Below are 14,269 nucleotides of genomic sequence, written 5' to 3'. Positions count from 1 at the left end.
CTGATTCTGGCATCAGCTTGATCCAATTTATGATAAATCTTATAATTATTTAAGGGGCTGTCCTAGATAACTGGGGCAAACTCTCTTTTGTCAATTGGTTTAAAATGGGAATCTGAGCTTTTATCTTGCTATTGCTAAAACGCCATTTATACTCCCTTAAATACAGTTCAAAATGCTCTTTGGGTACGCTGTCAAATTTGTGCAAAGTCGTTTGCTTGATCCTAAAAGCCGTAACCCAACATTTTAAGTGTCTAAATGAATGTTGGGTTAGGCTGGTATCTTGCCAGCCCAATCTACAAAAACTTTCAAAAAACCGTCCGCTCTTTTGTGCAAGCTGTCTGATTTTTCAGATTTTCTACAAAAAAATGCCGTCTGAAAACCACTTCCAAACGGCATTACCCATTTAACCTACTTCTACTTCTCTTCTGCCAAAATCTGCTGGACGGCAAGGGCGATTTGTTCGTCTTGCTCTATGGCGAGTTTGTTCATTGCGTCATTTTGGTAGGCGGCGATGTTTGGGTCGTACACATCTGCCATCAGTTTGACGTTGTGGCGGTCAATGCCGAAGAACATATCGCCGATTTCGTGGACTTTATCTCGCTCTATGCCCAGTGCCTGCAAGGCTTGTTTGCCAGTGCGTAGGGCGGAATCAAAGGTTTCTCGCACTTGCACGTCCGTCCCAGCTTGAGCCAATTCAAAGACGTGGTGGCGGTCGTGGGCTCTGGCGATGATTTTGGTGTGCGGATTGACCATTCTGACGTGATGGGCGATTTTGGTGGCTTTTGCCACGTCGTCAATGGCGATAATCACCAGTTTGGCATTTTGCACGCCTGCGGTTTTGAGCAAATCAGGGTGGGAAGCGTCGCCATAATAGCTTTTTAGTCCGATTTTTTTCAGTCCGTCCACCAAGGTCGGATTTTTGTCAATAATCGTGGCGTTAAAGCCTGCCGCTCGTAGCAGTTTGCTGACAATCTGTCCGAAACGCCCAATGCCAATCAGCAAAATCGCATTTTGTTCGTCAATGGTATCGGCGGCACGCTCGCTGGTGTTGGCAAAGCGTGGGGCGATAAATTTGTTGTGGATAATCATAAACAGCGGTGTTAATGCCATAGACAGCACCACAATCGCCGTCATATTGGCGTGGACTTCTTGACTGATTACGCCTTGTGCGGTGGCAGCGGCGAACAGCACAAAGGCGAACTCGCCCCCTTGAGCCATCACCACGGCACGATCAAGGGCATCGGCATTGTTTGAGCCTGTCAGACGAGCCACGGCGAAAATCACCAAGCCTTTCACTAACATCATCGCAAACACGGCGGACACAATCACCACCCAGTTGCTGATAACGTGGGCAAGGTTTAGGCTCATACCCACGCCAAGGAAAAACAAGCCCAATAACAAGCCCTTAAACGGATCAATATCCACTTCCAACTGATGGCGGAAACTGGAATTAGACAGCAACACGCCAGCCAAAAACGCCCCCATCGCCATAGACAAACCGCTGGCTTCCATTAACAATGCCGACCCCAGCACCACAAACAGGGCGACAGCGGTCATCAGCTCACGGATTTTGGTGTTGGCGATAATGCGAAACAGCGGATTGAGCAACCAAACGCCAGCTGCCACCAATGCTGCCACCGCACCTAAAGCCGTGCCGATATGTTGCCACATCGGGGTATCGCTTGCTCGCCCAGTTTCAGGGGCTAAAAACGCCACCAACGCCAGCAACGGTACAATCAGCAAATCTTCAAACAACAGCACCGCAATAATCCGCCGTCCCCGCTCGCTGGTCATCTCGCCACGTTCCGCCAAGGTCTGCATCACAATCGCCGTGGATGTCAGCACAAAGCCTGACGCAGCGATAAAGGAAAATTGCAACGAAAAGCCGTACAACATAGACACCGCCGTCAAACCGGCAATGGCGGTGAGAATCTGCATACTGCCCATACCGAAAATGTATTTACGCAAGCCCCATAAGTGTTTCGGCTGCATTTCCAGTCCAACCAAAAACAGGAACATCACCACGCCAAGCTCCGCCAAATGGATAATGGCTTCGGCATCGTTAAACAGTCCCAAACCAAAAGGCCCAATGGCAAGCCCTGCGGCAAAATAGCCCAGCACAGCCCCCAAGCCTAAGCGTTTAAAAATCGGCACGGCAACCACCGCCGCCCCCAACAGCGTTACCACGCTGACTAATTGACTTGCACCTTCTGCAGCCATAATTTTCTCCGATAAAATAAAGGCAAAAATTGCCTAAAATGATTGATTAAAACGGCTCATTTTGCCTAAATTATGAAAGGATTTCAATGACGAACTTGCTTGTTTTGTGGCTTAAAAAACTTTCAAAAAACCGTCCGCTCTTTTTGTGCAAGCGGTCAAAAATCGCCAATTTTCTGCAAACTTCTACAAAAACGCCGTCTGAAAACTGACTTTCAAACGGCGTTATTTTATGCGATGAACTTAATTCCCTTGTTTACGCTGTGCCATTACACCGCCGTCCACGTCCCAGATTGCCCCTGTTACCCACGATGTTTTGTCCGATAACAAGAACACAATGGTTTCGGCGACATCTTGTGGCGTGCCGTTGCGACCGAGCGGATGGAAATTTTTGAAACTCTCTAAAGTGTCGTTCACCTGTTCGGCACTGGCGAATTTTTCAAAAATTTTGGTTTCAATCATCGCAGGGGCGACCGAATTGACACGGATATTATGGGCGGCAAGTTCGGCGGCAGCGTGTTTAGTCAAAGTATCCAAGCCGATTTTCGCCATTGAGTAGGCGGACGCTGGCACGGTATCAATCGGCAGGCGAGCTGGCACGGCGGTTACATTGACAAAAGATCCGCCACGCTTTTTCGCCACCAAGTTTTTCGCCACCGCTTGAGTGATGAAAAAGGTTGCACGGTTTAAGTCCAAGAATTTATCGTAATCGGCACGGCTGTGTTCCAAAAAGGTGATCGGAAAATACACGCCAGCGGAATTGACCAGCAAATCAATATCGCTGTGGTTTTGGTTTAACTCGGCGATCAAATTTTCCACGCTGGCAAAATCGGTCAAATCGGCGGTTAGAGCAAAGGCTTTGTCATCGCCTGCGATTTTTGCCAAGTCTTGACGAGCGGTTTCGGCTTTGGCAGGGTTGCTGCCGACAATCACCACCGAGCCACCTTGTTCGGCAACCATTTTGGCAGTCTCAAAACCGATACCGCTTGAGCCACCGACCACGAGTAATTTATGTTGTTCAAATGCTTTCATTTTTTACCTTCTGTTTGCTATGGTTAATCAATACGCTTAAGTGCGTTAAGTGTGCTTATTATAGTGAGCATTGTTCGCCGTTGTTTGCCTAAAACACGCAAATTCTTGCCTAATTTGATAAGTTTGTATTTAGCCAAGGCAATACAGGTTTTGGCACATTGTCAGGGCTTAGTCCGCCACTGTTCACATAATAAAATTGCATTGTAAAATCTATATCTACTGTTGCACGAATGCGTGGGTCGGCGTATAACGCCAACATATAGCGATACAGATGTTGAAACTCGGCAAGCGGTTTTAAGTTTGTGCGGAACAAATCAGCATATACCGCTTCAAAGCGGATCAAGGTTGGGAACAGCCAAAAATCCGACAGCGTAATCTGCTCGCCAAATAAATAGCGTTGTTCGGCTAGGCGTTGATCCAGCTTGCTTAGGCTTTGGAACAATTCTTGCAACTGTTTTTGGTATTTTTCTGGCGTGTCGGCATAGCCCACTTGATAGACTTTGCGGTTAATTTTCACATCCAGCCAGTCGTTTAATTTGGCAATCTCATTGCGTAAATGAGACGGAATTAAATCCGCTGGATTATTGCCCAATTTGGCAAATTTCTCGGCAATCTCCCACGCCATTTCCCCTGAATTATGGCTGGCAATGCTTTGGGTTTGCTTATCCCACAATAACGGCACGCTGGCTCGCCCTGAAAAATTGGCTTTGCCTTTTAAATAAACATCACGCAAAAAGGGCAAATGGTTGGCGGTATCGTAAAAATCCGTGTTAAACGCCAAGCCGTCTGCGGTCATTATTGGGGCGGTGCTGGACGCCAAAATCACATCGGTCAGCCCCAAATAATGGCGAACCAAATTCGCACGGTGTGCAAAAGGACAACCGTAGGCAAAATAAAAATGATAGCGGTCTTTTTCGGCGATTAACGGCTGTGCGATTTGATCAACCTGCTCCAACTGCACATCGTCGCCTTGCCATTGACCTTTATTCAAAACACCCATTTTTTCTCCTTATATGGACGGCATCGCCAACTTCAGCAATGCCGTATCACGGTGAAACGGTTATAATTTATGCAACTCTAATGCACCGACTCGGCTTTCTGCTCGTTGATAAGTGTCGCTTTGTTCCACTTGGCTGACAAAACGAGCGATGTTCGGATAGGCTTGCTCTGGCAACATAAAAATCGCCACTTGTAGCGGAAAACTCATCATAATATCAGCCCCTGTGAGCTGCTCGCCGCAGAACCATTTTTTATCGGCAAGATATTGCTCAATATAATCAAGGTGCAAGGCAACCTGACCGTTGATATAGTCGGCTTTGTTGCTGTCGCCTGCGACCAGTTTGAGCGTAAAATTCGGCATAATTGAGCCTTCGGCGTAGTGTATCCACTGTTTATACTGGGCGTAATCGGCATAATTCTCGGCAGGCAAAAATCTGCCGTTGCCGTAGCGTTTGATCAGGTATTCCACGATCGCACCGCTTTCCGCCAGCACCAAATCGCCATCGGTCAAAATCGGCGACTTGCCCAATGGGTGCAAGGTTTTAAAAATCGCTGGTGCAGCACGAGTAATCGGCTCACGCTCAAAGTTTTTCACTTCATACGGCACGCCCAACTCTTCAAGCAGCCACACGATACGCTGTGAGCGAGATTGTTTTAGAGAGTAAATCGTAATCATAGTTTTGTCCTTTTGGTTTGGGTTAATGGCGATATTATAGGCAAAACAAGCAGTCAATTTTTGCCTAAAATACGTAGATTATTGCCTAATTTGATAAATGGGTTTGGGATGGGAAGGGGATTTGCAAATGATAATGCCGTCTGAAAATTGGGTTTTCAGACGGCATTATTTTATAAAACTGTTTTATAAAACCGCTTTATAGCTTGCCAAAGTATTATCCGCCATTGCGGTTAAAAAGGCGGTATCAGCACCGACAGCAAGGAAACTAACGCCCATATCGGCATAATGTTTGGCTTGCTCTGGCGTAACCGCGATAGTGCCGACAGGGACGCCGAGTTCTTGAATGCGTTTAATCGCATATTCCATTTTTTCTACCACATCAGGGTGAAAAATGTTTAAACCGTGTCCCATATCTACGGCTAAATCCACTGGACCGAGAAAAATCGCGCCCACGTCTGGTGTTTTGACAATCGCATCCAGATTTTCCATGCCTTTTTTGCTTTCAATTTGCAACATAATCATGGATTCATTTTCAATGCGTTGCTGATAATCAGGATAACGCCCAAAGCGTGAAGCACGCACCGCACCAGCTCCCATACCACGACTACCACGCGACGGATAGCTCGCCCAATACATAATTTGCTCGGCTTCTTCGCCACTTTCCACTTTCGGCACAATAATGTTTTGAATGCCAGCATCCATTAACTGCTTGAAAATGCCAGTGCCCGCTTCGGCAACACGCACCACAGGGATCATGTCATAAGGCGCGATGGCACGAGCGGCATCCAAAATGGTTTGCACCGTATGTGAGCCGTGTTCGCCATCAATAAACAACCAGTCAAAATCCGTGGTCGCCAAGGCTTCCGCCACATCCGCCGATGTGGTTTCTAAGCCCACACCAAACTGCATTTTGCCTGCTTCAACGTTGTGCTTAAAACTGTTGTGTAAATAATCTTTGATGATTGCCATCGCATTGCTCCTTATAAATCAAAGGAATTCACAACTTTCACGTGTAAACGTACATCCACGTTGCCACGCGTTGCGTTGGAATATGGGCAAACTTCGTGGGCGCGAGTGATTAAGGTTTTGGCTTCTTCTTCGCTTAAGCCTTCCACGGTGATGGTGATGTCCAAATCCAAGCCAAACGCACCGTCTGCTTTTTGTCCGATGCCCACGCCAACAGTGGTGGAAGATTTGCTCGGTTTTAAGCCCAAAGTTGGGGCAACGTGATTCATTACACTGTCAAAGCACGCCGCATAGCCCATTGCGAAAAGCTGTTCTGGGTTAGTGCCGACTTTGCCGCTGTCGTTTTGAAAGCCGACCAAGTCAAAGCCGATTGAGCCGTCGTCCACTTGAGTATGTCCATCACGACCGCCAGTTGCTGTTGCGCTGGTTTTGTAAAAAATTTTCATAGTTTGCTCTCTTTGGTTGTTGATAAAAAGTATGGTTATTATATTGAAATGTTGCCCAATAGCCTATATTATTCCTACAAACTTTTTGCCTAATTATCTATAATTTTATGCTATCTGAACAAACTATCCAAACCTTATTACAACTCGCCCCAAAAAATCAAGTGTGGCAAACGCCGATCAACGGACTGTTTGTCCATCAATGCGACAAACCACAATGCTTTGAAAGTTTTATCCAAGAGCCGAGTATTTGTATTGTGTTACAAGGGGAACGACAAATTTGCTTAGGTGATGAATGTACTATGTTTTCACAGCCGCATTTTATGTTCTGCCCAGTGAATATGCCTGTTACCATGCAAGTTTCACACGCAAGCACGCAAACGCCTTATTTATCCGTATCAATGAAATTGGATTTGGAAGAAGTTTCTCGCCTGCTGCTTCGTTTGCCGAGCCATTATCCCACCGCCACAGACGATCACGCTTTTCATCAATGGCATTTGGAACAGAGCCTAAGCGACGCCTTTGAACGCTTGCTCAATTTGCTTAAAACCCCCAAATGATTTGGATTTTCTTACACCTTTATATCAGCAGGAAATTTATTATCGTTTATTGCAAGGGCAAGCTGGCGAAAAATTGCGAGCGTTGCTGAGTTTCGGCAGCCACACCCAACGCATCGCCCAAGCCACCCAATGGATCCAAGCCCATTTTGCTGAGCCGTTAAGCGTAGAAAATCTGGCGAGCCAATGCGGAATGTCGGTGTCAGGGTTTCATCATCATTTCAAAAAAATCACCCATTTATCACCGCTGCAATACCAAAAATCCTTGCGTCTCACTGAAGCTCGCAAACAACTGCAAGCCAAGCCTGAAAGCATCGCCACCGTCGCCTTTGCTGTCGGTTATGAAAGTCCCAGCCAGTTTAGCCGAGAATATAGCCGTTATTTTGGGCATTCGCCAAAAGAAGATGTAGCGGTGTAAGCGGTCGGTTTTGACAAAACATTTGCAAAAATGCCGTCTGAATTTTTAGATAAACAGACCATCAAGCCATGTTAAAATATTGATAATATTTTTATCCATAATATGGCAAAAAAATCAACTGAAACAAAGCGTAAAATAATGTAATGCACTGGCTTGAGATACAAAAGTGGTATAGAAAATTTTTGACAAAAAATATAAAATAGCCGGCTGTTTTTTAAGTTTAAATTTTATTTATAGAGAGTTTTTATGTCTAATTGGTCCGACGGTTATATCAATTCTATTGGTTATACGCATGGCTATTTTTCAGGTTTAAATCCACAATCGGTGATTATTCCTTTTCTTACCGCCGGCATCAAACCGCCCAAAATCGTTACCGCTTGTGAACTGGGATTTGGGCAGGGCGTTTCCTTTGCCGTGCATAGCATTGCCACCGATGCACAATGGCACGGCACCGATTTCAATCCTACTCACGCACACAATGCGAAAAATCTTTTAGAACAATCAGGTATGGACAGCTCTTTTGCCTGCGATCAGAGTTTTGCCGAGTTTTGTCAGCGTGATGATTTGCCTGATTTTGATTTTATTGCCTTTCACGGCATTTGGTCATGGATTTCTGATGAAAACCGCCACATTATTGTGGATTTTTTACGCCGTAAATTAAAAGTCGGCGGTGTGGTTTATATCAGCTATAACACTTTGCCGGGCTGGGCGGCAAATAGCCCAATCCGCCATTTATTGAGTGAATATAATAAAATCACCTTTGCCAATACATCGCCGGCGAATTTGTCTTCGCTACTGGATAAAAGCGAAGAACTGCTTTCCTTAAGTTATCGATTGCAGGAAGAAACGCCAAATATGAAAGATAAAATAATTTCTTTAAAAGATAAAAATCCGGTTTATTTGGCACACGAATATTTAAATAGTCATTGGCAGCCGATGTATTTTGCCGAAGTTGAAAAATGGCTTGCCGATGCAAAATTAACTTATGCGGCGTCCAGCGATTTTCTAGATGATTTTCAGTCTTGTTTATTTGATGATGAACAGCAGCAATTTATGGCACAAATTGACAATCCGTCTTTTGCCCAAACTGCCAAAGATTATCTGCTAAACGTCCAATTCCGCCGTGATCTTTGGGTCAAAGGCGGCTTGCCATTAAGCCGTGAAGCGGTGTTTGATGAATGGTCTAAGCTCAATGTTCGCTACATTCACGATGTCAATCAGTTTGAATATAAGGCAAGCCGCCGCCGTAGTGTCGAGTTAAACAAAGAAGTTTTCACGCCGGTTTTAACCTTATTGGCGGATAACAAAACCCATAATGTGGGCGAGCTTTATAAGCAGTTGGACAATAAGGTTAGCCAACGAGATTTGATTGTTGCCTTGTCTATCCTTAATGCTAAGGACGATTTAATTTTGGTGCAAGATGAACAAGTGGTGCAAGCCAAAGCGGCGTATTGCCACAAGTTTAATTTGCAGATGTTGGAAAGTGCTAAATCTTCTAGTAGCGGTTCAATTCATTTGATTAGCCCATTGGCGGGTTCGGCGTTTATGCTGACACGGATTGATGCCCTGTTCTTGCTTGCTCACAAACAAGGTCACAAGAAAGATAAATGGGCGAAATTTGCGTGGCAAATTCTGGATAATGCAGGGCAGCGAATGATTAAAAACGGCGAAGAATTATTAACCGCAGAAGACAATCTTGCCCACTTAGCAGAATTGACCGACAATTTCTTAAATGATAGTTTTAAAACCTTGCAAGCATTAGAGATTGTGTAGTTGTTGTTATCATTAACATATCAAAGGGCGAATGGGATTTCGCTCTTTTGTTTTGGTTGGAAGTTTGTAAATAAAAACGCCGTCTGAAAATGAGATCTTTAGGTTTTCAGACGGCATTTACAAAACGCTACGCTTTTAATTCGTTTGGCTGTGTTTTAATAACCCGTTGATACGAATAAGCACATTAAAGCCGCCGAATTTCTTATTCACAGAAATTCGGCGGCTTAAGATATGGCTATCAGGTTGTTAAGTTACCCAATTCTTTCGCAATTTCTTGAATTTGGCTAACTGCTAGCCATTTATTATCCATTGCAGCTTTTATTTTGTCAGAAATTTCTTTAATTTTCTGTTTGTCATTGTGAATAGGTAATAATAGTTCTTTCCAACGGTCTGCAATATTAGGCAGCGTAGTTTCAATCAAAATTTTATTTTTTGCTTGCTCTTGTGTTATCCAGTGACTAAAAAGGTATAAAAGATAATAAGGTGTAATACCGTATTCATTATCAGGCAATACTCGTAAAACCAAGATTTCTCGTGTTAAAAGAACTTCTTTATCAAGTGGGGAGACCATAGCGACACTACCAATGCGATAACTACCACGTCTTACATACAGCACATCACACTCTAATAATGCTTTTCTTTCTGAGAAAATTGATTGGTAGGTGCTATATGGAATACGCGAAGTGGGGTCTTTGTATATTTCCCAATTTACAATATCCTTAACACGAATATAGGGTACATCACCCTTGCCTTTGTTTTCAGATTCAGGAGAGCCGTGTCCGTCAAAATACTTCAACACTTTAGCAGCAATTAAGTTTTGAACAGATATAAGAGTTATATCGGCTTTACTTGCAACAGATTGCAACTCTTTTGTTTTCTCTTGCCAAAAATACCTTGGAACAAACACTTTTGCTTTGTGTACAATGTCGGCTTCAACTAAAAAAGAATATTTTTGATTATTAAAACATTCTTGCGTTAATTTAGAAACCCAACTACCCAAATCTTCCACTTGATTTTCTACTTGCTTGCATTCTGCAATTTTTTGTTTTAACTGACTAATTTCATCGTTAACCGTTTCAATATCGTCCCAAAGAACATTTGTAGATTGATTGCTATCGAAGTCCCATCTAAAAATTTCTTTACCTTGATGGTCATGTCCCATTTCTTCTGCAACACACATCAAGATATGTTTTTGTTGCGGTCTATTTTTTTCTAAAAAAATGGCAATACATTTAGCATTATTGTGTGGCCTGAACGTATTATGTGGTAAATCAAGCAAACAAAAAATATTATGTTTAGCCATAAAGTCCATTACATACTGTGCTCTTGGTGCATGAAAATATGTTTCAGGAATAATAATCCCCATGCGCCCACCATCAGTAAGCAATTCTAAACAACGCTCAATAAATAGAATTTGAGGTGGCATTTCCGTATTAGCTTTATTGGTTTCAACAAAAACATTGCCTTCTTTTTTCCATTTTTTAGCTAGTTTGTATTGTGCTAATTTATCTTTACCTTTGATTTTAATATCTTTGCCAAATGGCGGATTAGCTAATAAACAATCAAAGCTATTTAGATGAATACTCTGCTGCGTTTTATTATTCCAATTATTTGGTAGTTCTAGACTATCTTCACAAAAAATACCACCTTTACCATCGCCCAAAATTGCCATATATGCCTTTGATACTTTTGCCAAGAGTGAATCTTTTTCAATCCCATGTATCAAACTCATAGCTGCTTTTTGTTTTTCTTCTTGGAGTGCTAACTGATTCCATTCTAAACGCTGCGACTCTTTATCTAAGATGTTCCAAATATGTCGCAATGATTCAACAATGAAACCGCCTGAGCCACAGGCGGGGTCAATTACTTTTTCATCAGTATTCTGATTTAGAATATTAACCATAAGTTTGACAACATTTCTAGGTGTAAAAAATTGCCCTTGTGGTCCTTTTAAAGTGTAACCAATAAAGGTTTCAAAAGCGTCCGCAATAGCATCTCTTTTTGCATCTATCAGACTGTAATTATGTAATTGACCGACAACGTAATATAAAGAATGGCTATCCAAATTAATATCATCGGTAACATCAATAACTTCTTTGTATTTTGTTTTTACAGCTTTAAATAGTTTGCTAATTCTGTCTGCTACGCATTCTTCTGATTCATTTGTACCTGCTCTAAAATTAACTATATCGTTTGGCGCAGTGAATTTTTCATCGTAGATTTTGGCAAAAATAATGTTAATAAGCTGTTTGGCTAATTCTTCATCGCGAGTTGTACCTACTGCATTACCTGCTAGATGGTTTCGCAAAGAATTAAATACAGCTTTTAAATTATGTGGAACAATCAAATCTTTCCTTTTGTATCGCCCAATATCTTCAACATTTTCGCCATTTTTCGGGATATTAGGAATTTGCTTAAACTGAATACCGTTGCTTGAAACAATTTTTTGTAAATAGATGGGCGTATCAGAACCGTTATACCATACGCCAAACTCAGCAGAAGATAGTGTCATGTAATCTTTTAGTTGAGAAACGCCATCTTTTTCATGTGCTTTTTTACACTCAACGATGATATACAGTTCGCTTTCTTTTTTTTGGGCGGTTTTGAATACAGCAATATCAATAGGAAAGCTGCCATTTGTATCAGATGGAGATTTTTTTACAAAATGCTGTGGGCGTGTTTGAATTTGGTTTTTTTCATATTTGTAATCACTAACCAAGATTTGAGAATAAGGTTGTACAGCATCTATTTCTTCTGGATTACCTCTAACTGGAATGTTAGATATGAAATCAAAGATGTATCCTTCTTTAAGGTCTAATGTTGGCTGTTGGCTGTTGGCTGTTGGCTGTTGGCTGTTGGCTGTTTCATTTTTGTGTCTTATTTTAAAAAGTCAAGTTAATTTACACAGGTATAGCAGGACGTTTAGCCATATCTGCCGACCTAATCGCATACATGGTTTTGCGAATGAAATCTAACAAAACCGCTTCTTTATTTGTCAAAGTGTCTTTGGCGAAATTCACAAAATTGTGATACACCAAATAATTATTTAAGTATTTAGTGGCTACACCCTTGAAACGATGTACCAACATATTTTTCAGTCGGCTATGATAGCTGTTGATTATTTGAATATTGAACGTACCGACTGCACGTTTACCGCGTGGAATACGAATATGGCTTAAATTCATATCCAGCGATAGTTTTTGATATGGTCTTAATGAATCGGTAACAAATACCGAATCTTTGGCAATTTTACCATTCAAAACTTTCTGCAAATCTCGCAATGAAGGTTTACCGAGATTACTAATTCTAGCAATAGATAAGCCATTAAGGTTAATACCACAAGAAACGCAAACCTGTTCTTTAGAAATGCCACGTTTAGTCGCTCTCGTTCCTCGTTTGTGAGCGGGACGTGGCAGGTTAAAATTTTTGTGATTACTCTTGTAAGAAATGGTTGAATAAGTTTCATCAACTTGGATAACACCATCTAACTCAACTTCATTCATCATGTTTTGAAGTGCATCTAAAATTTTGTGTCGCCATGCAAAAGCAGTAGCAAGATTGATTTCACAAATTTCAGCACATTTACGAAGTGGATATTTTTCAATCATGCAATGAATGTATTTTTCCCAAACTTCAATATCTTTTTGCGTACCAAATAAAATCGTGCCTGTTTGTTCAACAAAGGATTTTTTGCAATTGCGACATTAATAGCGTTGATTACCGCAGTCTTTTCCATTTTTGACAAAGTGCGTAGATTGGCAATGTGGGCAATTCGTAATTTTTCTTGGTTCAATCACTTTTTTAACCTGTTCTTTTTGGCTAACAGAAGTCAAAAAAGCCTGTTTGTCTGTGTCGGGCAAATTCTCAAAAAGTTGTTTTAAAATAATCTAATTCTTTTGTTACACCCGACATGATAAAATCCTTTGCAGTTCAATTAGCTACAAAGGATTTTATCAAGTTTTAGTGAAAATATCAACAGATTGTTAAAACACAGCCATTCGTTTTCACATTTAGCCCATCTCCTCCACCACTTCTTTTAACAAAGTATAAGAATAAGCCTGTTTACCTTCATCAAAGATAAAACTTTGGGCGATGATTTCGTCAAATTCCACTTTGGTTTGCAGGGCGTGTAGCTGGGCTTTAACGCTCTCCTTTGTGCCTTTGAGCGTATAGCCAGTCATTTTATCCACCAAACGGCGATAACTGTTATGCTGGCTCAGCTCGCTAATATCCACAGGGCCAAAATGAATGGAACGGTTGGAGCTAATGATCTCGTCCCACAAGGCATCATCGGATTTTGCCGGCGGTTGCAGTTTATTTTGGGCGTTAGTAACCACATTCAAATAAAACTGGCTTTGCGTGGTTGCCAGACTCTCGGCTTCTTCATCGCTGTCGGCGACAATCGCATTCACCCCCACGATCACATAAGGCTTGGCAAGATATTGGCTGGGTTTGAAATGCTGACGGTAAATGTTCACCGCATCAACCAACATCGCCGGGGCAAAATGCGAGGCAAAAGCGTAAGGCAAACCGAGTTCTGCCGCCAAATAGGCACTTTCGGTGCTTGAGCCAAGAATATAAAACGGCACAGCTACGTTTTTGGCTGGATAGGCATTAACCTCTGCCGTGCCATCAAAATAGCTCCGCAGTTCGGCAATTTCTTGCCTAAAATCACCGTGCTTGCGACCTTTTCGCAAGGCAAAGGCGGTTAGTCCGTCAGTACCTGGCGCACGTCCCAGCCCCAGCTCTACTCGACCAGGGAAAATGGTTGCCAGCGTACCGTATTGCTCCGCCACCACATAAGGGCTGTGGTTGGGCAACATCACGCCGCCTGAGCCGACTTTGAGCGTTTGCGTGTTGGCAAGGGTGTGCATAATCAACAGCTGGGTGGACGAACTCGCCAGATTTTGCATATTGTGATGCTCGGCGATCCACATTCGCTCAATGCCGATTTTTTCCAAATGTTGAGCAAGTTTGATGTGCGATGCAATGGCATCTTGAGCGTTTTGCCCTTCACGGATAGGCACAAGATTTAAAGCGGATAATTTCATAGCGTTCTCCAAATCGGTATGTTTGATGGCGTTTATTATAGGACAAACCTGATCCAAAACCTTGCTTAAAATAAGCAGATTTTTGCCTAAATTGCCAAATGATAAAAACAAAGCCAGATTTGGCTATTTCAAATCTG

General features: G+C 42.4%; 11 protein-coding genes and 2 pseudogenes. 3 read left to right on the top strand and 10 right to left on the bottom strand.

Annotation, left to right across the window (positions count from 1 at the left end; all coding sequences use genetic code 11):
- Positions 1–49 precede the first annotated feature (49 nt).
- From ACFBZI_RS10140 to ACFBZI_RS10110, 7 genes and pseudogenes are all read right to left on the bottom strand, one after another.
- Positions 50–205, bottom strand: a pseudogene (locus tag ACFBZI_RS10140) (IS1595 family transposase); the annotation flags it as partial.
- Between the two features lie 209 nt (positions 206–414).
- A complete protein-coding gene (locus tag ACFBZI_RS10135) occupies positions 415–2,220 on the bottom strand; it encodes a monovalent cation:proton antiporter-2 (CPA2) family protein (RefSeq protein ID WP_375716208.1) in 1,806 nt (601 codons plus the stop codon).
- 240 nt (positions 2,221–2,460) lie between these two features.
- Positions 2,461–3,249, bottom strand: a complete 789-nt coding sequence (locus tag ACFBZI_RS10130; RefSeq protein ID WP_375716207.1) for an SDR family NAD(P)-dependent oxidoreductase — start codon at positions 3,247–3,249, stop codon at positions 2,461–2,463.
- Between the two features lie 109 nt (positions 3,250–3,358).
- On the bottom strand, positions 3,359–4,249 hold the full coding sequence (locus ACFBZI_RS10125) for a glutathione S-transferase C-terminal domain-containing protein (RefSeq protein WP_375716206.1): 891 nt from the start codon (positions 4,247–4,249) through the stop codon (positions 3,359–3,361).
- A 60-nt stretch (positions 4,250–4,309) separates the two neighbouring features.
- On the bottom strand, positions 4,310–4,924 hold the full coding sequence (locus ACFBZI_RS10120) for a glutathione S-transferase family protein (RefSeq protein ID WP_165008473.1): 615 nt from the start codon (positions 4,922–4,924) through the stop codon (positions 4,310–4,312).
- Positions 4,925–5,107: 183 nt separating this feature from the next.
- The gene (locus ACFBZI_RS10115) at positions 5,108–5,893 is read right to left on the bottom strand and encodes an HpcH/HpaI aldolase family protein (RefSeq protein ID WP_375716205.1); all 786 of its coding nucleotides are present in this window, start codon (positions 5,891–5,893) and stop codon (positions 5,108–5,110) included.
- An 11-nt stretch (positions 5,894–5,904) separates the two neighbouring features.
- On the bottom strand, positions 5,905–6,336 hold the full coding sequence (locus ACFBZI_RS10110; RefSeq protein WP_375716204.1) for an organic hydroperoxide resistance protein: 432 nt from the start codon (positions 6,334–6,336) through the stop codon (positions 5,905–5,907).
- A gap of 107 nt (positions 6,337–6,443) precedes the next feature.
- Here ACFBZI_RS10110 and ACFBZI_RS10105 point away from each other — a divergent pair, with 107 nt between their 5' ends.
- The 3 genes from ACFBZI_RS10105 to ACFBZI_RS10095 all read left to right on the top strand — a co-directional run bounded on the left by ACFBZI_RS10105 (position 6,444) and on the right by ACFBZI_RS10095 (position 9,081).
- On the top strand, positions 6,444–6,893 hold the full coding sequence (locus tag ACFBZI_RS10105; RefSeq protein WP_375716203.1) for an AraC family transcriptional regulator: 450 nt from the start codon (positions 6,444–6,446) through the stop codon (positions 6,891–6,893).
- Position 6,894: 1 nt separating this feature from the next.
- Positions 6,895–7,308, top strand: a complete 414-nt coding sequence (locus ACFBZI_RS10100) for a helix-turn-helix domain-containing protein (RefSeq protein WP_375716202.1) — start codon at positions 6,895–6,897, stop codon at positions 7,306–7,308.
- A gap of 246 nt (positions 7,309–7,554) precedes the next feature.
- Positions 7,555–9,081 carry a methyltransferase regulatory domain-containing protein gene (locus ACFBZI_RS10095; protein WP_375716201.1) on the top strand — a complete coding sequence of 509 codons (1,527 nt, stop codon included), beginning with the start codon at positions 7,555–7,557 and terminating at the stop codon, positions 9,079–9,081.
- Positions 9,082–9,319: 238 nt separating this feature from the next.
- On the opposite strand, the gene ACFBZI_RS10090 is transcribed toward ACFBZI_RS10095, so the two are convergent.
- The 3 genes and pseudogenes from ACFBZI_RS10090 to ACFBZI_RS10080 form a co-directional block, all read right to left on the bottom strand.
- Entirely contained in the window at positions 9,320–11,830 is a 2,511-nt protein-coding gene (locus ACFBZI_RS10090; RefSeq protein ID WP_375716348.1) for an N-6 DNA methylase, read from the bottom strand.
- A 151-nt stretch (positions 11,831–11,981) separates the two neighbouring features.
- Positions 11,982–12,993 (bottom strand): annotated as a pseudogene (locus tag ACFBZI_RS10085) (IS1595 family transposase).
- 98 nt (positions 12,994–13,091) lie between these two features.
- Positions 13,092–14,132 carry an LLM class flavin-dependent oxidoreductase gene (locus ACFBZI_RS10080; protein WP_375716200.1) on the bottom strand — a complete coding sequence of 347 codons (1,041 nt, stop codon included), beginning with the start codon at positions 14,130–14,132 and terminating at the stop codon, positions 13,092–13,094.
- Positions 14,133–14,269: the final 137 nt, after the last annotated feature.

Source organism: Moraxella marmotae, from assembly GCF_042219885.1.
Classification (GTDB): Bacteria; Pseudomonadota; Gammaproteobacteria; order Pseudomonadales; family Moraxellaceae; genus Moraxella; species Moraxella marmotae.
This window is presented reverse-complemented; position numbering and strand designations above follow the sequence as displayed.